The organism is Brevibacterium sp., assembly GCF_031179145.1.
Classification (GTDB): domain Bacteria; phylum Actinomycetota; class Actinomycetes; order Actinomycetales; family Brevibacteriaceae; genus Brevibacterium.
Map to the genome: position 1 here is coordinate 85,977 of NZ_JAPSIB010000016.1, position 21,233 is coordinate 107,209.

Annotated in this window: 20 protein-coding genes; 10 read left to right on the forward strand and 10 right to left on the reverse strand. The window is 66.9% G+C overall.

Translation table 11 applies throughout. The features are described 5' to 3' along the window. Positions 1-8 precede the first annotated feature (8 nt). Genes RIT73_RS12520 through RIT73_RS12530 form a run of 3 tightly spaced genes read left to right on the forward strand, consistent with a single transcriptional unit; the run spans position 9 to position 2,698 of the window. Positions 9-455, forward strand: coding sequence for a hypothetical protein (locus tag RIT73_RS12520; protein ID WP_309132407.1), 447 nt, complete (start codon positions 9-11; stop codon positions 453-455). Beyond that, the gene (locus RIT73_RS12525) at positions 452-2,002 is read left to right on the forward strand and encodes a multicopper oxidase domain-containing protein (protein ID WP_309132408.1); all 1,551 of its coding nucleotides are present in this window, start codon (positions 452-454) and stop codon (positions 2,000-2,002) included. Before RIT73_RS12520 ends, RIT73_RS12525 begins: the two co-directional genes overlap by 4 nt. A gap of 9 nt (positions 2,003-2,011) precedes the next feature. Continuing rightward, on the forward strand, positions 2,012-2,698 hold the full coding sequence (locus RIT73_RS12530; protein WP_309132409.1) for a response regulator transcription factor: 687 nt from the start codon (positions 2,012-2,014) through the stop codon (positions 2,696-2,698). Here RIT73_RS12530 and RIT73_RS12535 read toward each other — a convergent pair. Continuing rightward, positions 2,687-3,988: a methyltransferase gene (locus tag RIT73_RS12535; RefSeq protein ID WP_309132410.1), complete on the reverse strand. Its 1,302-nt coding sequence runs from the start codon at positions 3,986-3,988 to the stop codon at positions 2,687-2,689. The genes RIT73_RS12530 and RIT73_RS12535 overlap by 12 nt on opposite strands. 93 nt (positions 3,989-4,081) lie before the next feature. Here RIT73_RS12535 and RIT73_RS12540 point away from each other — a divergent pair, with 93 nt between their 5' ends. Then, positions 4,082-4,483, forward strand: a complete 402-nt coding sequence (locus RIT73_RS12540) for a universal stress protein (RefSeq protein ID WP_309132411.1) — start codon at positions 4,082-4,084, stop codon at positions 4,481-4,483. Positions 4,484-4,878: 395 nt separating this feature from the next. Then, the gene (locus RIT73_RS12545) at positions 4,879-6,048 is read left to right on the forward strand and encodes an RtcB family protein (protein ID WP_309132412.1); all 1,170 of its coding nucleotides are present in this window, start codon (positions 4,879-4,881) and stop codon (positions 6,046-6,048) included. A 93-nt stretch (positions 6,049-6,141) separates the two neighbouring features. Here RIT73_RS12545 and RIT73_RS12550 read toward each other — a convergent pair whose 3' ends face one another. The 3 genes from RIT73_RS12550 to RIT73_RS12560 all read right to left on the reverse strand — a co-directional run bounded on the left by RIT73_RS12550 (position 6,142) and on the right by RIT73_RS12560 (position 8,864). Next, positions 6,142-6,939: a 5'-nucleotidase, lipoprotein e(P4) family gene (locus RIT73_RS12550; protein ID WP_309132413.1), complete on the reverse strand. Its 798-nt coding sequence runs from the start codon at positions 6,937-6,939 to the stop codon at positions 6,142-6,144. 129 nt (positions 6,940-7,068) lie between these two features. Then, positions 7,069-8,196 (reverse strand): beta-eliminating lyase-related protein, encoded by a 1,128-nt coding sequence (locus RIT73_RS12555; protein WP_309132414.1) that lies wholly within the window; start codon positions 8,194-8,196, stop codon positions 7,069-7,071. Positions 8,197-8,273: 77 nt separating this feature from the next. After that, positions 8,274-8,864: a TetR/AcrR family transcriptional regulator C-terminal domain-containing protein gene (locus RIT73_RS12560; protein ID WP_309132415.1), complete on the reverse strand. Its 591-nt coding sequence runs from the start codon at positions 8,862-8,864 to the stop codon at positions 8,274-8,276. A 225-nt stretch (positions 8,865-9,089) separates the two neighbouring features. Here RIT73_RS12560 and RIT73_RS12565 point away from each other — a divergent pair, with 225 nt between their 5' ends. Both RIT73_RS12565 and RIT73_RS12570 read left to right on the forward strand, forming a co-directional pair. Next, positions 9,090-10,334 (forward strand): MFS transporter, encoded by a 1,245-nt coding sequence (locus RIT73_RS12565; RefSeq protein ID WP_309132416.1) that lies wholly within the window; start codon positions 9,090-9,092, stop codon positions 10,332-10,334. 87 nt (positions 10,335-10,421) lie between these two features. Continuing rightward, on the forward strand, positions 10,422-12,059 hold the full coding sequence (locus RIT73_RS12570) for an amidohydrolase (protein ID WP_309132417.1): 1,638 nt from the start codon (positions 10,422-10,424) through the stop codon (positions 12,057-12,059). Between the two features lie 292 nt (positions 12,060-12,351). Here the strand turns inward: RIT73_RS12570 and sucD are convergent, their stop codons facing one another. Together sucD and sucC are read right to left on the reverse strand one after the other, a co-directional pair. Next, entirely contained in the window at positions 12,352-13,248 is an 897-nt protein-coding gene (gene sucD / locus RIT73_RS12575; RefSeq protein ID WP_309132418.1) for a succinate--CoA ligase subunit alpha, read from the reverse strand. An 11-nt stretch (positions 13,249-13,259) separates the two neighbouring features. Beyond that, positions 13,260-14,432, reverse strand: a complete 1,173-nt coding sequence (gene sucC, locus RIT73_RS12580) for an ADP-forming succinate--CoA ligase subunit beta (RefSeq protein WP_375295009.1) — start codon at positions 14,430-14,432, stop codon at positions 13,260-13,262. 188 nt (positions 14,433-14,620) lie between these two features. On the opposite strand from sucC, the gene RIT73_RS12585 reads away from it, so the two are divergent. From RIT73_RS12585 to RIT73_RS12595, 3 genes are all read left to right on the forward strand, one after another. After that, positions 14,621-15,115 (forward strand): MarR family transcriptional regulator, encoded by a 495-nt coding sequence (locus RIT73_RS12585; RefSeq protein ID WP_309132419.1) that lies wholly within the window; start codon positions 14,621-14,623, stop codon positions 15,113-15,115. A 178-nt stretch (positions 15,116-15,293) separates the two neighbouring features. Then, on the forward strand, positions 15,294-16,004 hold the full coding sequence (locus tag RIT73_RS12590) for a hypothetical protein (RefSeq protein ID WP_309132420.1): 711 nt from the start codon (positions 15,294-15,296) through the stop codon (positions 16,002-16,004). A 20-nt stretch (positions 16,005-16,024) separates the two neighbouring features. Further along, positions 16,025-17,182: an FAD-dependent monooxygenase gene (locus RIT73_RS12595; RefSeq protein ID WP_309132421.1), complete on the forward strand. Its 1,158-nt coding sequence runs from the start codon at positions 16,025-16,027 to the stop codon at positions 17,180-17,182. Positions 17,183-17,184: 2 nt separating this feature from the next. Here RIT73_RS12595 and RIT73_RS12600 read toward each other — a convergent pair whose 3' ends face one another. From RIT73_RS12600 to RIT73_RS12615, 4 genes are all read right to left on the reverse strand, one after another. Further along, positions 17,185-17,628, reverse strand: coding sequence for a hypothetical protein (locus tag RIT73_RS12600; RefSeq protein WP_309132422.1), 444 nt, complete (start codon positions 17,626-17,628; stop codon positions 17,185-17,187). 14 nt (positions 17,629-17,642) lie between these two features. Next, on the reverse strand, positions 17,643-18,749 hold the full coding sequence (locus tag RIT73_RS12605) for an adenosine deaminase (RefSeq protein ID WP_309132423.1): 1,107 nt from the start codon (positions 18,747-18,749) through the stop codon (positions 17,643-17,645). Between the two features lie 70 nt (positions 18,750-18,819). Further along, a complete protein-coding gene (locus tag RIT73_RS12610; RefSeq protein WP_309132424.1) occupies positions 18,820-19,968 on the reverse strand; it encodes a BMP family ABC transporter substrate-binding protein in 1,149 nt (382 codons plus the stop codon). A gap of 92 nt (positions 19,969-20,060) precedes the next feature. Further along, the gene (locus RIT73_RS12615; RefSeq protein ID WP_309132425.1) at positions 20,061-21,233 is read right to left on the reverse strand and encodes an amidohydrolase; all 1,173 of its coding nucleotides are present in this window, start codon (positions 21,231-21,233) and stop codon (positions 20,061-20,063) included.

The following is a 21,233-nucleotide window of genomic DNA, read 5'->3' on the forward strand; positions in this document are numbered from 1 at the left end:
TCGAAGACATGAATGACACCACCGCATCACCGCCGTCCTCCGGCGGCTCCGGGCCTGTCGAGCGCACGCAGCCGCCCTGGCTGATCATCGTCTCACTCGCGTCCCTGTTCCTGCTGTGGCCGCTGACCGGCCTCTTCGGCTTCGATTCCGGGACTCCTCGAGCTCTCCTCATCGTCGGTGTCACCGCCGCCGCCTGGATCGGCGTGGTGGGCTTCGGCGCAGTGCCGCGCCCGGTGCTCGCACTGACCCTGACCGGAATCGCCTACGGCCTCCTCGGCGCGATCGTCTCCCTGTTCTTCGGCGGACGGGGAGGGGCGCTGTGGACCATCATCCCGGCGCTGGCCATCAACGCCCTGTGGGGCTGTCTGGCCGGTCTGCTCGCCGCCGGTCTGCAACGCCTGCGCGGAGTAGGACGATCGCGCGGCCTGCAACGCCTGCGCGGAGTGCGACGATGACCGGCGATTTCCGGTGCAGCCGCCGCGGGTTCCTCACCGCCGGTTCTCTCCTCACCGCCGGGGCGCTGGCAGGATGCACGAGCGTGCCCTCCGCCACCGGGGTCAGCGTCCACGCGTTCGACCGGCCGCTGAGCATCCCGCCTCTGGCCCAGTCGCGTCTCGAGGGCGGTGTGCGAATCTTCGAACTCACCGTCCGGTTCGGAGAGACGTCGTTCTCCCCCGCGACTGCGGACGGCACCATGACCCGCACCCTCGGCTACAACGGCGACTTCCTGGGCCCGACCCTGCGAGCCGAACGCGGGGAGAAGGTTGTGGTCTCCATCCGCAATCAGCTCGATGACACGACCAGCGTCCATTGGCATGGGATGCATCTGCCCGCACGGATGGACGGTGGACCGCATCAGGAGATCGCACCCGGCGGCACGTGGGAGCCGGAATGGACGATCGATCAGCCGGCCGCCACCCTCTGGTACCACCCGCACCCCCACGGCCGGACCGAGGAACAGGTCTACCACGGTCTGGCCGGACTCTTCCTCCTCGACGACGATGTGAGCCTCGGCGCCGATCTGCCCCGCGACTACGGGATCGACGACATCCCCGTCATCGTCATGGACAAGTCCTTCGACGACGACGGTCAGCTCGAGCTCCACGACGACGGCGGCGAACCGGGGATGCTCGGCGACACCGTCCTGGTCAACGGCTCCATCTGCCCGTTATTCGAAGTGAGCCGGGAACGTCTGCGCCTGCGACTGCTCAACGGCTCGACAGCCCGCAGCTACGACTTCGGACTCGGGGAGTCGGCGATGACCCTCATCGCCACCGACGGCGGCTTCCTCGACGAACCCCTGCCGATCGATTCGATCCGTCTGGCCCCGGGCGAGCGCGCCGAGGTGATCGCGACCTTCACCCCAGGACAGACTCTGCGCCTGCACTCGGCCAAGGTCGACCTCGGCGCGGTCGCCGCTCCTTTCGCGATGGGCGGCAACGACGCGTTCGATGTCCTCGAATTCCGTGCCGCCGCGGATCTCGGCTCCTCCCCAGAGCCGGCGTGGGCGTCCTCGGAGCATGCCGAGAAGGACCGGCTGCATGAGTCCGAGGCCAGTGTCGAACGTCGGTTCGAACTCGATGAGCGAACGATCAACGGCCGCACGATGGACATGTCGAGGGTCGACGACGTGATCCAGGTGGGAGCCACGGAGATCTGGACAGTGCGCAACAATCTGCCGATGCCGCACAGCTTCCACATCCATGACGTGCAGTTCCGTCTGCTCGACATCGACGGAACTGCGCCCGCGGAGTACCTGGCGGGACCGAAGGACACCATGTATCTCGAACCCAAACGTGACTATCGGCTGCTGCTGCGCTTCACCGACTACACGGACCCGCACGTCCCCTACATGTACCACTGCCATATGCTGCTCCACGAGGACGAGGGAATGATGGGCCAGTTCCTCGTCGTCGGTCCCGGGCAGGTTCCGTCGACGCGCATCGATGGTGCGGAGCCGGGCGGGATTGCGGGGACCGGTCAGCATTCGGGCCACCATTAGGCTTGAGCCATGATCAGGATCGCGCTCGTCGACGACCAGGAGCTCGTGCGCACCGGGCTGCGCACCCTCGCGGAGAAGGACGGAGACATCGAGGTCGTCGCCGAGGCCGCCGACGGCCGGGCTGGCCTCGGCATTGTCCGCCACTACCGACCCGACGTCGTGCTCATGGACATCCGCATGCCCCTCATGGACGGAATCACGGCCACCGAGCGCATCGTCGAGGACCCCGATCTGCGGTCAGTGAGGGTCATCATGCTCACCACGTTCGATGAGGATGACGACATCGTCGCAGCGATTCGCGCCGGCGCCGGAGGCTATCTCCTCAAGGACATCGCTCCCGCGGATCTGAGATCAGCGATCCGCACGGTCGCCGCCGGAGACGCACTGCTGTCCCCGTCCGTGACGACCAAGGTCCTCCGCCGATTGAGCGAGGACCGGCCCCATCCGGTCCGTCCCGAACTGCTCGTCGCTCTGACCGAGCGCGAACGCGAGGTGCTCGCGCAGATCGGGAAGGGCGAATCGAATCAGGAGATCGCGCGCAGCCTCCACCTCAGCCCGGACACCGCGCGCACCTACGTGAGCAGGCTCCTGGGCAAGCTCCAGTCCCGGGATCGAGCCGGTCTCGTGGTCCTCGCCTACGAGTCCGGCCTCGTGGTGCCCGGTGGATCAGACCTGCCCGGTGGATCAGACCTCTGAAAGCCGGCTCTCCACCACGGTGAACTTCCTGTTCCGCCCGATCTGCAAACTGGGTCCGATGAGTTTCTCGAGACGTTCGCGATAGCGCAGATGCGAGTTGAACACCGTGAGCACGCGCCCTCCGGGAGCCAGCCGGCGTGCCGCGGTGCGCATCAGAGCTGCGGCTGTATCGGTCTCGATGGCTGTGCCCTGATGGAAGGGAGGGTTGAGCAGCACCAGGTCGAAGGAGCCGCCACCCGGCACGACTGCGGCCAGCGCAGCGCCGGCCGCAGCAGTGTCGGCCAGCGCGGTGTCGGCCAGCGCGGTGTCGAGGGCAGCGTCGGCCAGCACGATGTCGACGTCGACACCGTTGACCTCGGCTGTGTCCCTCGCCGAGGCGACCGCCGCCCGCGAGACATCGACGCCGACTCCCCTCGCCGCCTGCGTCAAGTGCATCGTCGCAGTCAGCAGCCAGCCGTTGCCGCACCCGAGGTCGAGGACGGATCGCGGAGGAGACGGCCGATCGGCTGAATCCGCCGTCAGGGCGTCGAGCAGGAACGCGGACCCTTCGTCGCTCTTCACTCCGGAGAAGCATGCGCCATGAGCTCTCACCTGCAGCGGCCCGGTCGCCGGGTGGTCGATGACGCCGTGCTTGGGGAAGCTCGGCAGGCTCGGCGAGGACAGCGGCCTGCTGCCGATGATCATCCGGTGCTTGCCGACCCCGGGCGAGACGTCGACTCGGGCGAAGCCGCGGGCGAGTTCCTTGTTCACGGCCCTGCTCATCGCGTCGCTGCGACCGATGACGATGAGGGTGGACACGTGCGGCTGGATGTGGGCGACCACCTCGGCGAGCGCATTCACCGCTTTCGGTGCGTTGACGATCGCCCAGGTCTGCGCCACGTCCTCCTCCGCATCAGCTGCGAGGTCGCCCAGGTCCGCGACCGCGTCGGCGTCCGGGGCTGCGGCCTTGACGACCCTAGCGTCGTCGATCCGGTCGTTGTAGGTGCGAACGGTTGCCAATGCGCCGAGCACTCTCGCCTGCAGACCCTGGGAATCATCGATGAGGACGATGTCGCGGGGGAGGTCGGCGACCACCTCGGCGGAAATGAACTGCCCGTCGCTCGCCCGGCCGGAGACGTCGAGCTCGCCCGACCTGCGTCCCAACACGTACTCGGCGAGGATCCGCGCCGGCGCCGTCCCCGCAGCTGCCGGTGCGGTCCCCGCGGGTTCAGGGGAGCAGAGACGCTCGGCGAGAAGTTCTCGAGACCGGTGCGCGGCGATGGAATCGGCGGGAAGCAGTGAGGCGGACATTCGCACAGTCTAGTGGCGTGAACCGGGGCATGGGTGAAGCCTCACGTGTGCTACTAATTGAGTGAGTTCGCCCACTGACGCACAGGAGAGATCATGACCATTCTCGTCGGCTATTCCCCATCCCCCGAAGGCAGAGCGGCCGTCGATTTTGGCATCGAGCAGGCCAAGGCGTTCGACGACAATCTCATCGTCCTCAACGCCGGGATCGGGGAGACGCCCGATGAGCGCGGAGTCGCGACGAACAAGGACATGGACGAGCTCACGCAGACGCTGCGGTCGTCGGAGGTCTCCCACGAGATCCTCCAGTTCCTGCGCGGCAATGATCCCGTGGAGGAGTTGCTCGCCCTCGCCGAGGCGACCGCTGAGACCCGCATGATCGTGATCGGCTCGCGGCGCCGCTCCCCCGTCGGCAAGCTCATCATGGGCTCGACGGCCCAGCGCATCATCCTCGAGGCCGAGGTTCCGGTCGTCTCCGTCAAGGCGACGAAGAAGTAGACCGAGGCGTCGCAGGAGACGCGGAAGCCGAAGCATCGAAAAGGAACCAGCCGAGGCGTCGATCATGGCGCCGCGGCCCGGTGGTGGTTTGCCATCTCCCGGCCCCTGTGCGCTATAGTCGATGATCTGCGTCACGAGACGCAGATCCAAGTCCGAAGGAATGACACTGATGACCGCGACCCTATTGCTGGAATCGCAGCCGGGATCGACTCATGTCGAATCCAGCCATCAGCCGACCCCTTCGGCGCGCGACGTCTGACCGCTCACTGAGCACCAGCACGCCCCGCACCGCACAGGTCCGGGGCGTCTTTCATGTCGCAGGCAGTGCTCACAGAGCTCATGTTCCTACGCATCGCGAGGTTCCGGACACCGAACCATCATGCAAGGAAGGAACAATGGAGAAACTGAGCAGGAAGCTGATCTCCTGGGCGTCTCTCATCGATGACAAGACCCTCGAGCAGGCCCGCACGACGGCCACGATGCCGTTCATCCACCCGCACCTGGCGCTGATGCCCGATGCCCACCTGGGCAAGGGTGCGACTGTCGGATCGGTGATCCCCACCCTGGGCGCGATCATCCCCGCCGCGGTCGGGGTCGACATCGGCTGCGGCATGATCGCAGTGAGGACGCAGTTCACCCGGGCACAGCTCGAGTCGCGGGACCTGAGCCGGCTGCGGAATCAGATCGAGCGTGCCGTCCCGACGTCTGCCGGTGGCCAGAACCGGAAGATCGTCGCGACCGCCGAGCCGAGGATCGCCGAGCTCGAGGACCTGGCCGCCGAGGCGGAGTTCGACCCCGCCTCCTACGCCGGGCACTGGCGTCACCAGCTGGGCTCCCTGGGATCCGGCAACCACTTCATCGAGGTCTCCGTCGACGAGGCCGACCGGGTGTGGATGTTCCTCCACTCCGGATCCCGCGGGATCGGCAATAAGATCGCGATGCACCACATCAAGGTCGCAACCCGGCTGAACAAACAGTGGTGGATCGAGCTCCCCGATCCGGACCTGGCCTATCTGGTGGAGGGAACCGACGAGTTCACCGCCTACATCAGGCAGCTGCGCTGGGCTCAGCACTTCGCCCTGCTCAACCGTGAGGAGATGATGGACCGCGTGGCCAGGCAGGTCAGTGAGGTGATGGGTGAGGACGTGGTCGAGGCCGAGCGGATCAACTGCCACCACAACTTCACCCAGTCCGAGGAGCACTTCGGCAAGACCGTCTGGGTGTCGAGGAAGGGCGCCATCCAGGCTGACGAGGGACGCCCCGGTCTGATCCCCGGCTCGATGGGCACAGCGTCCTACGTGGTCACGGGCAAGGGCGACCCGGTGTCGCTGAACTCCTCACCGCACGGCGCCGGGCGGCAGTACTCCCGGTCCAAGGCGAGGAAGACGTTCACCCGCGATCAGCTCCGTGAGGCGATGGTCGGCATCGAGTACCGGGACACCGATGCCTTCATCGACGAGATCCCGCAGGCGTACAAGCCGATCGACCAGGTGATGGCCGACGCCGCGCCGCTCGTCGAGATCCGGCACACCCTGCGTCAGCTCGTCAACGTCAAGGGTGATTGATCTGACTGAGCCGGTCCGGCATCATTGCCGGTCCGGCTCAGAATCAGTCTGCCCAATTCTGTCGACAGGCTTTGTGGGCGCGCCCCGATGGCGTCAGTCGGTGACGAGCGGTGCCTTCCATTCGTCGAGCTCGGCCTCGCTCCAGTCGCCGTAGGTCGGGTTGGGCAGCATGATCCATTCGGACCCGAACTTGTCCTGGTTCTTCTCGACCAATTGCCTCTGCTTCTTCAGCGGTGCGTCGGCGAAGGCACCGTCGAAGTCGTGGAGCGTGTCGCCGAGCTGCATGAGCACGGTGTGATCGGCTTCGACGGACGCGCGACGCTCCTCCTTCGGCGGGCCGAGGAGCTTCACGCTGTCCTCGGTGACCTGCGGCAGTTTGAGGGCTTTGAGCGCCTTCAGAGTCGCGACCTTGTTCTCGTCGGTGCGATCGGAGATGTAGAAGATGTCGACTCCGAGCTCGTCAGCATGCTCGAAGAACTCGAGGGCCCCGGGAATCAGCGTCGGCTCACCGTGGCGCTCCCAGTCTCCCCAGGTGTCCCAGGTGCTGTAGTCGTGGCATTCGGCGAGGTCCCGCGCCAAGAGCTTCGAATTGTCGATCACCGTCTCGTCGAGGTCGGTGATGATGGCCGGGTTCTCACCCTCGCCGACATCAGCGACGGCTTTGTCGAGCTGTTCCGTGGCGAGATCGTAGGTCTGTGCCTGCAGAGCGCGCGCCTCGGCGCTCTGCTGCTGCCACTTGAGACCCATCTCGTACTTCTCGACTGCGCAGTCGTCGGAGGATTCTTCTCCCGCAGCCGCAGCCGAGGTGGGACCGGAGCTGAGGAAGAAGGCGGCGAATCCGACGATCACCACCAGAATCACGACGAGCGCGGGGACGAGGGCTTTCTGCATGAGCACATCCTTGTGTCAGTTGGACGCCTGAACGGCGCGGGAATACGCCCAGACGGCGCTGGGCTGAAACACCGTATCAAGCGTCGGAGCACGCCAGGATCGGCGACACTGAGTGGGATGGCAGGCCGGTCACTCCCCCACGATCGCTGCGATCAGCGCGTCAACGTCCTCCTCCGTCGTATCGAAGGCACACATCAGGCGCACAACATTCTCCCCCAGCGGCCAGTCCGCGAATGCGAACCTCTGCCGTGCTCGAGCTGTCGCCTCGGACGGCAGCTGCACGAAGACGACGTTTGATTCGACCTCCTGCACGAGGCTCAGGCCGGGTGCACGGCCGGCCGCCACCGCCGCGTCGAGGCTATCGGCCAGACGACGCGCCATTGCGTTCGCCTGCTCCGCCGAGGTGCGCCACAGGTCGCCCTCGTACAGGGCGTTCAGCTGGGCGGAGAGGAAGCGCATCTTCGAGGACAGCTGCAGATTCATCTTGCGCAGGTACTTCATCCCCGTGCCGATGTCGGGATTGAGGACGATCACGGCTTCGGCGCCGAGCAGACCGTTCTTCGTGCCGCCGAGGCTGAGGATGTCGACTCCGGCCTCGGTCGTGATCGCGCCCAGATCCGTGCCGAGGAATGCCGCCGCGTTGCCCAGCCGGGACCCGTCGACGTGGAGGATCATCCCGAGACGGTGGGCAGTCTCGGCGATCGCCGAGACCTCGTCGGGGCGGTAGGTCGTACCCCATTCCGTCGATTGGGAGAGCGACACGGCCAAGGGCTGCGCGTTGTGCTCACTGCCCCGACCGAGGATCGCCGCCTCGATGGAATCCGGGTCCAGCTTCCCATCAGGCGTCGGCACACCGACGATCTTGAGCCCGCCGACCTTCTCCGGGGCCCCGGTCTCGTCGTAGTTGATGTGGGCGCTGGCGGCCGTGATGACTGCGGCCCAACGCGGCAGAGCGGATTGGAGTCCGAGCACGTTGGCGCCGGTGCCGTTGAAGACGGGGAACGCCTGCGCATCCGGCCCGAAGTGCCGCCGGGCGATCTCCTGAAACCGAGCCGTCCACGGGTCACCGCCGTATCCCGGTGTGTGACCGATGTTGGCTTCGACGATCGCGTCGATGACCTCGGGGTGAGCTCCCGCCCAGTTGTCGGAACCGAAGTTGCGAGGGTGGGCGTCTTCGGCGGAGTCGACAGTGGGAACGTCGAGTGCAGAGCTCACAGTGGCGCCCTCCGAGCGGGGTGGTGTCATTTCATCGGTCACACGCTCAGGCTAACGCCTTCTCCCGGCTTCAACAGACTGCTCTAGAGGATAAATCGGTTCTGTGGGCTGCTTCGGATTCAGTTGTCGTCGGGAATCCGCATTCGAGTCGAGATCCCGTCGATGAGAAGCTCGAGTCCGTGTTCGAACACGGCCCGGTTGCGCTGGGCCCCAGTGGGGTGGGAGTCCAGCAACACAGCCAGGCCATCACTGGCGCCTTCGGCCTGCCACACCGTTCTGGGCGAAAGCGCGTCGAGGGCAACACCGAAGGAGAATGCGTCTATCGCCTCAATGGTGCTCAGCACCTCTCCGTCCGGCAGACCTGCATCCAGCAGCGTCCGGGTCAGGCGTTCGTAGAATCCAAGCGTGTCGGGGTCGTCGATGACGACGGTGATCAAGAGCTGCATCGCCTGCGGATGTTTCGCGTACATACGCCACGTGCGTTCCACCTCACGACGAATGACCGACTTCCAGTCCGCCTCGGCGTCGCGAGCGATGCTCCCCGTTCCCACTTCCGGCGACTGCCCCGTCACGTAGGTGCGGATCAGGACGTGGCGGATGGCACGGATGACTCCATCACGCCCGTTAACGTGATGGTAGAGGGAAGACGGGCTCACTCCGAGCTTCTCGGCCAGGGGCACCAGCTGCAGCTCCTCACCGGCATCGACCATTTCCAGGGCGGCGCGGCCGATGATCTCCCGGCTCAGTCGTTGTGTACGAGGCCTGACCACACGTTTCCTTCCCGACGTCCAATCATGACCATCCCAAGGTATCTCGTTCCGATGCGAACCGAGCAGCTTGACAGAGGCACGAGATCTCCGGAGACTTGAATCTCGTAACCGAAACCATTTCGGTTATCTCGAATCGACAAGACCACCCTCAAAGAGGAGGGGCCCATGAATGCCTCGACGATCTCCAACCCCGATCAGCACGAATCGCATACTCCCGTGGACACTTCGCGCTTCCCGCTGACGTTCCGCAACGGCAGCTCCATCTTCCTCATTTCCCTCGCCAGCCTGATGATGGCCAATCTCGCCCCGTTCATCATGACGGCGCTCGGCCACCTGGGATTCGACATCCTCACGCAAGGGAACATCCTCACCTGTGCCCTGCTCGCCTCAGCGGTGGTCGGCCTCGGGACAGCTCGCTGGGCGTCGGGGCGCCTGCGCCGCCCGCTGGCCGCCGTCGGACTCGCCATTGCGACGATCGCCTTCTCCCTCGCCACTGTCGTCTCCGAACCTGCCCTTGCGGTCGCGGGGCTCATCGCGGGCGGAGCAGGAATCGGGACGGCGATCTCCACCTCGGGAGCCGCTCTCGCGGCACTTCGCAATCCGAACCGGGTCTCGGCGGCCAGCGCTCTGGTCAACCGGATCTGCATCACCGCGATCCTCGCGATGATCCCTGCCTTCGGCATCTCCCAGGGCAGCGTGTTCGGCACCCTGGCGGGAATCTCTCTCGTCGGTCTCATCCTCGTGGTCTGGCTGCCGGGCACTCCTCCGCACGCTGAGCCGGTGGCTCTGGAGTCGAAACCCGACTCGCGCATCATCGGCTCCACTCCGAAGCCGATCTTCGTCGCCGGAATCGCGATCCTCTTCATCTTTCCGTTGTGGGGAACCAGTGAGGACGCGATCTGGACGATGGCCCCGGTCCTCGGCAGCGCCGTCGGCCTCGACGAAACCGCCACCGGGTTCGCACTCAGCCTCGCCGGTGCCGGCGGGATCCTCGGTGTGCTCATGGTGACGATCCTCGGCAACCGGATCGGGCGCGCGCTGCCGCTGAGCATCACTCTGGTGCTCGGCGGGGGCGCGAAGATCGCGATCGCGTTCACGAATGACCCGATGGTGCTGGCCGGACTCATCATCACGATCAACATGATCTACGCGTTCGCCTTCGCTCTCTACCTCGCCACCGCCGCGGGCCTCGATGCCCGCGGTCGCTGGTCAGGCCCCCTCCTCGGTGCCTACCTCGTGGGCTCGAGCTTCGCTCCGTTCATCGGCAGCGCTCTGATCGACTCCGTCGGAATCCCCACCTATGCCATCATCATGGGAATCGTCAGCTTCGTCGTCATCGCTCCCACCGTCGCCATCGCCCGGGTCTCTGTCGCTGCCGAGCACGCCCATGCCCTGGCACTCGAGGGCTGAGGGCCCTCCCGCGTCCCCGTCGGTCCCGGACCGGCGGATCCGCTCCCTTCGAAACCGAACCGCCCACCCAAACCCAGGAGCCACACCATGACAACCACCGTCTACCGCAATGCGACCGTGTTCATTGGGGACGGTCGCCCGGCCCCCGCCCAAGCGCTCGCAGTCACAGACGGTCGCCTCGTCGCTGTCGGCGAGGATCGGACAGTTGCAGCGATCGCAGGCGAGGGAGCCCGCGATGTCGACCTCGGCGGAGCTTTCGTCACGCCCGGGATCACGGAGTCGCATGCGCATATGCTCATGCTCGGCGAGGCGCTCGACAAGGTGGGTCTGCGCGACTGCGGATCGGTCGCCGAGGTGCAGGATCGCCTCCGCTCCGCGTATGCCCGCAATCCACAGACACCGCGGATCCAGGGCGTGAGCTGGAGATTCGACATCTTCGCACCCGGACAGCGGCCTACTGCGGCGATGCTCGATGCTGTCGTCGATGATGTGCCTGTCATCCTCGACGCGAATGATCTCCACTCCGCGTGGGTGAACTCCGCGGCTCTGGAAGCGATGGGCATCACGGATGACACTCCCAACCCCGTCGGTGGCGAGATCGTCCGGGACGACGAGGGACACGCCACCGGCTTCCTGCTCGAGACCGCAGCGGTGCAGTATGCCTGGGCCTACGCCGAGGCGGTCGCCGGGGAAACCGATCGCGATCGGTATCTCGACAACGCCTTCAGCGCCTATCTGCGCACAGGTGTCACAGCGGCCACGGACATGGCCTTCGGACCGGGAGACCTCAGTGTCTTCATCCGCCGGCTCGAACGCGACGGTCGCCTCCCGTTCCCGGTCACCGCCCACTGGATGCTCACCGCCACTGGCGACCGAACTGCGGATCTCGCCCAGGTCGCCGAGGTGCTGCGGGCCCGTGAGGAGATCGCTCGGCGCTGGGGCGAGAAGTGGCTGTCCATCGTCGGCGTGAAGTTCATCCTCGACGGGGTCATCGACGCCTGCACCGCGGCCATGCGCGATCCCTATGCCAATGGCGAGGCACCGGGACCGATATGGGAACGTGAGTTCGCTCTTCCGATAGCGGTGGCCTGCGACGCCGAGGGCCTGCAGCTGGCGATGCACGCGATCGGCGACGAAGCCTCGACGATCGCGCTCGACATGGTCGAGGCCTGCGTGCAGGTCAACGGTCCCCGCTCCTCCCGCAGACCCCGGGTCGAACATCTCGAGTACGTCGCCGACGACACCATCGCGCGCATGGCGGCACTGGGGGTCACAGCCTCCATGCAGCCGGTGCACTGCGATCCAGCGATCCTCGACAACTGGAAGGCACAGTTGGGCGAGCCCCGGTCGGAAGCGGGCTTCCCTTGGCACAAGTTCCGGGCGGCCGGAGTCCCGATCGCACTCGGCACTGATGCACCGACTGCCCCGCATGAGTCCTTCGACAATCTGTTCATCGCCACCACAGCCCGCTCGGTGCTCGAGCCCGCTCGGGACGCCTATCGTCCGGAACGGGTCTTCTCCCCCGCCGAGGCACTCGAGGCACTCACCTTCGGCGGTGCCCGTGCCACAGGGAGGGAGCACGAGTTCGGCTCGCTCCAGGCCGGGCATCGCGCGAACCTCGTCGTCTGGGACTTTGATCCGCGGTGCACCGAACCAGCGCAGCTCATCGGGGCCGACGCCGCACTCACACTCGTCGACGGCGAGGTCGCCCACCGGCGCGCCTAACCCTGGGGACGGCAACGGCCCTGAGCGAAATCCGCCCAGTTCCCACCTCGACGAGGACCAGCCCTCTCCCAATTTCCGCCGCTGGCCCCAATTCCCCTCGGTGCACAGGTGCGAATTGCGGCCAGGTGTAGGCGGTGCGAGGCCGACTGGGTGATTCAGACGTTGCGGGGAGATTTGGCCGGTGCGGGGAGATTTGGCCGGTGCGAGTGCAGCCGCTCGCCGTCGTTGAACCGGCAGAAAAGACGCTGCCCGCCTCCCACGCGGGGAGACGGGCAGCTTACTTGAGCGAGGATCAGGCGAGGAGTTCGCGCATGAGCTCGGCGGTCTCGGTCGGGGTCTTGCCGACCTTGACGCCGGCCGCTTCGAGCGCTTCCTTCTTGGCCTGGGCGGTTCCCGAGGAGCCGGAGACGATGGCGCCGGCGTGGCCCATGGTCTTGCCCTCGGGAGCGGTGAAGCCGGCGACGTAGCCGACGACCGGCTTCGTCACGTTCTCCTTGATGTAGGCCGCGGCACGCTCTTCGGCGTCGCCACCGATCTCACCGATCATGACGATGGCCTCGGTCTCCGGGTCCTTCTCGAAGGCCTCGAGGGCGTCGATGTGGGTGGTGCCGATGACCGGGTCGCCGCCGATGCCGATGGCGGTGGAGAAGCCGAGGTCACGCAGTTCGTACATCATCTGATAGGTCAGCGTGCCGGACTTCGAGACGAGGCCGAGCTTTCCCTTCTTCGTGATGTTCGCCGGGATGATGCCGGCCAGCGACTCCTCCGGGGAGATGATGCCCGGGCAGTTGGGGCCGATGATGCGGGTCGCATTGCCCGCCGCCTGGGCGCGGGCCCAGACCTCGGCGGAGTCCTGGACGGGGATGCCCTCGGTGATGATGACCAGCAGGCCGATCTTCGCATCGATGGCCTCGATCGCGGCGTCCTTGGAGAACGCCGGGGGCACGAACGCCACGGACACATCGGCGCCGGTGGCCTCCATCGCCTCGGAGACGGAGGCGAACACGGGCAACTCGACCTCGTTGCCGTCCTTGTCATTGTGCTTGACGGTGGACCCGGCCTTGCGGGCGTTGACTCCGCCGACGACATTCGAGCCGGCTGCGAGCATCCGCGCGGTGTGCTTGGTGCCCTCGCCGCCGGTGATGCCCTGGACGATGATCTTCGAATCGGAATTCAGGAAGATAGACATGTGTGTGTTCCTTACTTGGCAGCGGCAGCCAGTTCGGCGGCCTTGTCGGCTCCACCGTCCATGGTGTCGGTCAGAGTGACGAGGGGGTGAGCGGCGTCGGCGAGGATCTTGCGGCCCTCTTCGACGTTGTTTCCGTCGAGGCGGACGACGAGGGGCTTCGTGGCCGAATCGCCGAGGATCTCGAGGGCCTTGACGATGCCGTTGGCCACCGCGTCACAGGCGGTGATGCCGCCGAAGACGTTGACGAAGACGCTTTCGACCTGCTCGTCGCCGAGGATGACGTCGAGGCCGTTGGCCATCACCTCGGCGGAGGCGCCGCCTCCGATGTCGAGGAAGTTGGCGGGCTTGACTCCGCCGTGATTCTCACCGGCATAGGCGACGACGTCGAGGGTCGACATGACGAGTCCTGCGCCGTTGCCGATGATTCCGACCTGGCCGTCGAGCTTGACGTAGTTGAGGTCGAGCTTCTTGGCCTTGAGCTCCAGGGGATCCTCGGCGCTGATGTCGACGAGTTCGGCGTGCTCGGGCTGACGGAAGTCGGCGTTTTCGTCGAGTGAGACCTTGCCGTCGAGGGCGATGATCTCACCGGCACCGGTCTTGACCAGCGGGTTGACCTCGACGAGGGTTGCATCCTCTTCGGCGAACACGGTCCACAGCTTGGTCAGCACGGGGGCCACCTTGGCCGCGGTGTCGGCGTCGAAGCCTGCTGCGGCGGCGATCTCCTCGGCCTTCGCGGCATCGATACCGTCGATCGCGTTGACCGGGACCTTGCCCAGGGCTTCAGGGCGCTCTTCGGCCAGCTGCTCGATCTCGACGCCGCCTTCCTTCGAGCACATCGCGAGGTAGGTGCGGTTGGAGCGATCGAGGAGGACCGAGAAGTAGTACTCTTCGGCGATGTCCGCACCTTCGGCGATCATCACCTTCTCGGTGATGTGCCCTTTGATGTCGAGGCCCAGGATCTCCTCCGCCCGAGCTTCTGCCTCATCGGGGTTCTTCGCGACTTTGACACCGCCGGCCTTGCCTCGGCCGCCGATCTTCACCTGAGACTTGACGACGACGGTTCCGCCGCCGAGTTCCTCGGCTGCCTTCTTCGCTTCTGCTGGTGTCGTCGCGACCTGGGCCTTGAGCACGGGCACACCGTGCTTCTCGAACAGGTCACGTGCTTGATACTCGAAAAGATCCACGTGTCTTCCTTCGTTTCTTCTGCGGACCCTTCTGGCCCCGCAGCTGCGTTGACGGATGCAACAACCGCCTCCCACTTTATTCCCATCCACACCCGTGTCTCCAAACCCGCAGGCCACTTCAGTTGCGAATCTCTCGAGAAAAAGTATCTTTGTCGTCAAGATTCTTGATGTGGACGTAAAATCGGACCATGGATGAGGTCGATCGGATTGTCGCGGCGTGGCGCCATGAGCGCCCGGATCTCGACGTGTCCCCGATGGAGATTCTCTCCCGGGTGACACGGCTGTCCCGACAGCTGGACCTGGCCCGGAAAGCAAGCTTCACCGATTACGGCATTGAAGTCTGGGCCTTCGACGTGCTCTCTGCCCTGCGCCGGTCCGGTGAGCCCTACCAGCTCTCTCCCTCGAGCCTGCTCCAGGAGACGCTGGTGACCAGCGGCACGATGACGAACCGGATCGACCGCCTCGTCACCGCCGGGTGGGTCGAACGACTGCCGGATCCCGACGATCGCCGCGGAGTCCTCGTGCGCCTGACCGCGTCCGGCCGCGCCACCGTGGACAACTCACTGGCCGGGCTGCTCGAACGCGAACAGGAGATCCTCGCCGATCTCACTCCCGCCCAGCAGCGCAAGCTCGCCTCCCTGCTGCGGATCCTCTCCACCGGTTTCGACGCCGACGAGGACTGACCCCGGCCCCCCGGGGCCCACCACCGACGTCCCGATGCCGACACCGGCGTCCGCTCCGGGCCGGTCCACCTGATGCGCCTCGGCAATCCGGTGTCGGCCAGCGCGTCCGCCGGGCGGGGAGCACTGGCCCGTTCTAGGCTGGGTGACAAGCACCGCCACGACCACTTCTCGAGGAACCATGCGTATTCGCTCACTTGCCCTCCTGTCCGCTGCCGCAGTGCTGGCCACCACCGGCTGCGTGTCCACCGCGGGAGACACCCGTCCCGAACCCCGCCCCTCGCTCAGCCCGGAGGAGGTCACCCCGGTCGAGACCCCGGACAGCGCTCCCCCGGTGAACATCGTCGATTCCTCCCCGGGAGGCGCGAAGGATGCCGACCCGCTGTGGAAGGGCCTCGCCGAGGCGGCCTCCTCGAAGTCGGAGGCGTACCTCAAGGTGTGGGTCCACACCGCCAACCCCGATCTGCCCGAAACCGGAGAGGTCACCGTGACCGCGGACTCCCCGGACAGCGTGAGTGTGACCCTCGACGCGAAGAACGTCGATCGTGAGCAGTCGCCCTTCCTGCTCCTCCACGGCACCTTCACCGTGGAGGAGGTGGGAGGATCCGCCTACCGGCTGAAGACCGTGAACTCCGAGGACATCCCCGAACTCGACCCGAAGAGCCCTGACGACAAGACCCGCTGCACCACCGAGGACGCGCACGAACGGATCACCCAGGCCGCCGACGACCTGGCGGCTGCTCCCGGGAAGCGAGAGGACATGCGACTGCAGTGGGGCGGCTCACCTCGGGTCTGGTGGGGAATCCAGCAGACGGCGGTCAGCCTCAACGAGGAGGGCGGAGTCGCCGGGGACTTCCTCACCGAAGCCTGCGAACCCTACCTCCAGCAGTAGCAGACACAGCAGCAGAAGCCATGCGGATCGCGGTCGTCGGCGCCGGAATCGGGGGCCTGTCTGCGGCCATCGGGCTGAAGCGATCCGGGGCTCAGGTCACGGTGTTCGAGAAGTCCGCCGAGGTGCGCGCCGGCGGCTCCGGACTGTCCGTGTTCGCGAACGGAATCCGAGCTCTCGAGAGCCTCGGCCTCGGTCCCGCCTTCACCTCCGTCACCGACAGGGGTGTCGAAGGAATCACCGCGGGGCAGCGTCGCCCTGACGGAGCCTGGATCACCCAGGTCCCCACCGAATCGGTCGGAGAGCTGCGCATCGTCGACCGAGCCGACCTCCACCGCATCCTGTCCGCCGAACTCGGACCAGACATCGTCCGGTGCGGCACCGACATCGTCTCCGCGTCGATGGACGGCACTGTGACCCGCGCGAACGGTCACGTCGAGAGTTTCGATCTGGTGGTGGGAGCCGACGGCATCCACAGTCGGGTCCGCGAGGCTCTCGCACCGGAGCACCCGATCCGCTACTCCGGCTACTCGGCATGGCGCGGCATCACGACCGGGCCGGTGGATCTGGGCGGGGAGGCCGGAGAGACCGTCGGGCGTGGTCGGCGGTTCGGCATCGCTCCCCTGGCCGATGGTCGGGTCTACTGGTTCGCGGTCGCGAACATGCCCCAGGATGCCGTCTTCCCCGATGAGAAGTCGACGGTCGAGCAGCTGTTCTCCGGTTGGCACGCGCCGATCATGGATTTGGTCGAGGCGACTGAGGCCGAAGCGATCCACCGGACACCGATCTGCGATCTGGGCGCACCGCTGCCGAGCTATCACGCGGGACGCATCGTCCTCCTCGGCGACGCCGCCCATGCGATGACGCCGAACCTGGGCCAGGGTGGAGGACAGGCGCTCGAGGATGCGGCCACCCTGGCGGTGCTGGTCAGCGGCAGAGGCGGCGATCCGGGACGGCTCGACGACCGATCCCGGCTGGAGGACGTGCTCAGACGCTACGAGGACCTGCGGAGAGCGCGCAGTCAGGACATCGCACGGAAGTCATACCTGGTCGGGAAGGTGTTCCAGACAGAATCCCGGGTCCTCGCCGGGCTGCGCAACGCCCTCCTGCGCCCGCTGCCGCCGAGCCTCGCCGCAGGTGCTGCGGCAGCGGTGCAGAACTGGACCCCGCCGCGGGAGTGACCTCAGTCCGCGAGCGCCCGGTTGTAGGCGTCGACGACCGGGGGCAGGAAGTAGCCGATGATGACGGCGGCAGCCGAGACGATCGCCGCCAGACCCAGCCACAGCGCTCCGCCGAGGATGTTGACGCCGAAGAGGACGACGAGGAGTTCGAAGGCGATCGCCGCCGGACGCGCCCAGCGGTGCAGACGCCAGGACCCGCGGGCGGCTGCCGCGATGCCGGCGGCGAAGACGAGGAACATCACCGCCAGGCCGAGCAGCGAGCCCGCGAGGCCGCCGGCCGTGAATGCGGCGACGACGAACGACACCGCGGCCGCGACCAGTCCGGCGGCTTGCAGGCCGAGGACTCCCACGACGAGCAGCATCGCACGGGGCGCGCGGCCGGCTGGCCCGCCCGGACCCGGACTTCCGCCCGAACCCGGGCTCCCGGTCGATTCGTTCGCACTCATCCTGGACCCCGAGCTCACACGTTGACCCGGGCGAACCCGGGGATGAGGATCTCGTCGAGCATCCGCTCGCGCACGTCAAGGGGCAGGAAGGCGGCGGTGATCGCGTTGACCGTCGCCCATTCGAGGTCGGTCTGGGTCCAGCCGGCCTCGTCGACGAGCAGACGCATCTCGCGGCTGACCGAGGTGCCCGACATCAGCCGGTTGTCGGGGTTGATGGTGACGGCGAAGCCGAGGTCCTTGAGCCCGGTGATCGGGTGGTCGGCGATCGTGCCGCCGATGTCGGTCTGCAGGTTGGAGCTGGGGCAGAGTTCGAGCGGGATCTGCTGGTCAAGGATCCACTCGGCCAGTCGGCCCAGCTGACCCTGGCCGTCGACGATGTCCATGTCCTCGACGATGCGCGCCCCGTGGCCGATGCGCTGGGCATGGCAGATGGCCACCGCCTCGTGGATGGAGTCCTTGCCCGCGGCCTCACCGGCATGGATCGTCACCGGGACGAAGGCCTGGTGCAGGGCGTTGAAGGCAGACAGATGCGTCGAGGGCGGGAAGCCGTTCTCGGGACCGGCGATGTCGAAGCCGACGACGCCGGAGTCCGAGCCCCGCTCCCGGTGCCGGATCGCGAGCTCGGCGATCGCCAGCGAGTTGTCGGCCTGCCGCATCGCCGTGATGATCTGGCCGACTCGGATGAACTTCCCCTCTGCGGAGGCTTCGGCCACTCCGGCCTCAAGCCCTTCCTGGACGGCTTCGACGACGTCGTCGAGTTCGAGTCCGCCTTCCAGATGCTGTTCGGGCGCCCAGCGCGCCTCGGCGTAGAACACGCCGTCAGCCACCTGATCGAGGACCCATTCCTTGGCCACGCGGGCCAGCCCCTCGCGGTTCTGCATGAGCGCCACGGTGTGGGTGAAGGTCTCGAGGTAGCGGACCAGATCTCCCGAGTTCGCGGAATCGCTGAACCACTGACCCAGCGCCTCCGGCTCGGTGGCCGGCAGCCGATGGCCGATCTTCTCTGCCAACTCGATCATCGTGGCAGGACGCAGACCGCCGTCGAGGTGGTCATGGAGGGAGACTTTGGGCAACTGCAGGATGGGGTCGTCTGCTGCGACTCCGGCGGGATTATTCAACACCTCAACAGACTATCGGATTCGGTGCGCGCTCAGCTGAGGATCGCCGACCCCTGCTGACAAACAGGCGCGTCTACGACTTCTGCGGGTCGATGTCCCCGCTCTTGATCCGCTCGCGGAGGTCGGAGATGTTGCGGCCGGCGTCGGAGACCCTGGAGAGGAAGCCGTCCTCGGCCGTGATGACCACTCCGCCGTTGGAGATCGTTCCCTCGTAGCGTCGATCGGCGACGAGGAATCCGCCCACATCCTCGGGCTTCGTGTCGGAGCGTTCGGCCACCTCGTCGGGGTTCCGGCTCTGCGGCCACTGCGGGAAGATGGTCCGCAGGCCACGGCGGATGTTCGGTTCGATCGTCGCGATGATCGCGTCGCTGAAGGCCCCGGAGGCGCCGTACCAGATGACCTTCGGCAGGACCTCCTCGGAGTCGTCGTCCCCGCAGGGCTCTGCGGTGCTCGCGTTCAGGTGCGACTCGGTGGCGGCGGTGATCACGCCCATGGAGGCTGCGGAGCCGAACGGCACGACGACGTCGGCGTCCGCGTCGACGGCGGTGTCGAAGAAGCGGCGGCCGCCTCGGTCGGTGTCGTCAACTGTCCGGCCCCCGATCCGCGACTCCCGGTAGGACTTGACGTCGGGGGCGTCCTCGTCGTCCTTCTCCTTGTTGTGCAGGTCGACGCCGGCATCGAAGGCGTCGAGGATGTCCTCCCCCTGCGGGAATCCGCGGGAGACGAGGGCGGCGACCTTCCCGGTCTCACTGGCCGTCGCCGCCGTGTAGCCGGCGATGAAGGCGGCGGGAACGAGGTCGAAGTCCATGCTCAGCACGTTGTCGGGGAAGTCGTCGCGGCCGCTGGCGATCCCGAGGAAGACCTGGTCGGGATGGTCCACCGCGTGTTCGCGCAGCTCGTCGGCGCCTCCCGGCCCGATGACCGTGGTCAGTGCGCATCCCTGGTCGCTCATCCGCTTCAGGGCCGCCGAGGTGGCAGACCCGTCCGAGACCCGCTGGCTCGAGGTGCTCGAGAAGATCCCCGCCGCCCGCGCCCGCTGCGTCTCCGCCAGGGTCAGGGCACCCGCGGAATGGTCGTCGAATCCCGCCGGGGCCGAGATCATGCACCCGATGGTGGGTTCCTCGACCGCCTCCGGCGTCGCCACCGTGCAACCGACCAGGGTCAGCAGGCTCAGCACGCCGAACCCGGCAGTCAGTGTCGCTCTCAGGCCCGTCGCTCTCATAGGGTCCAAGGTTATCGGCTCACCCTGAGTCCCCCGTCCAGGCCCCGGCGTCCCCCGTCCGGGCCGCAGGAGTCTCCAGTCCAGGCCGCAGCTCAGCGCCGCGTCTGGATCGATCTCAGTGCGGTCGCGGCGAAGATCCGGGCCGCGATCGCCACGCTGTCCTCGTCGATGAGCAGGTCGCCCTGGTGGAGGTCATAGGTGATGCCGCCGGGGGTGCGGGTGCCCACGCGCACCAGGGCGCCCGGGCAGTGGGTGAGGAACCAGGCGAAGTCCTCCCCGCCCATCGACTGCGGTGTCAGCAGCACCGAACCTTCGCCCAACTCCCCGCGCACCGCCGCTTCGACCAGGGTGACCTGCTCCTCGGTGTTGACGACCGGCGGCACCCCGCGGCGGTGATCGAGCTCGACCTTGACCCCGTAGGGTCCGGCGATCCTCTCGACGAGCTCAGGCAGCACCTCGGCGACCTGGTTCCATCCGGTCACGTCGAGGCAGCGCAGCGTCCCACGCAGCAGCCCCTCGCTGGGGACGACGTTGGCGGCGTGACCGGAGCTGATCTCACCCCAGACGAGTGAGATCGCATGCCGCGGATCGATGAGGCGGCTCAGCGTCGACGGGAGGTCGGTGGCGAGCTTGGCCAGGGCGTAGACGAGGTCTTCGGTCAGGTGCGGCCTGGAGGTGTGTCCGCCGTGACCGCTGAGGCGGATGATCAGGGTGTCCCCGGCCGCGGTGATCGCGCCGATGCGGGAGCCGACCTTCCCGACGTCGACGTTGGGGTCGCAGTGGATGGCGAAGACCTCGGGAACGTCGTCGAGGACGCCCTGGGAGATGACGCGCAGGGCACCGCCGGGGGTGACCTCCTCCGCCGGCTGGAAGATCAGACGGACCCGGGCGCCGAGACCCCCGGGACTCAGGTCGTGGATCCGCTTGAGGGCGATGCCGGCGCCCATCAGGGCGGTCAGGTGCACGTCGTGGCCGCAAGCGTGGGCGACGCCGGGAACCGTCGACTTGAACTCCGCGTCGATGAGGTCGTCGACGGGCAGGGCATCGATGTCGGCGCGCAGCGCCACCGCCACCGGACCGTCCCCGACCTCGCAGACGACGCCGGTGCCCTCGAGGCGCTCGGGGCTGAGCCCGGCGGCGGCGAGGCGGGCGATGATCTTGTCGGTGGTGCCGAACTCCTGGAAGGACAGTTCGGGATGGGCATGGATGTCGCGGCGGAACTCGATGAGCTCTGCCTCGATGTCAGCGATGATGGAGCCGATCAC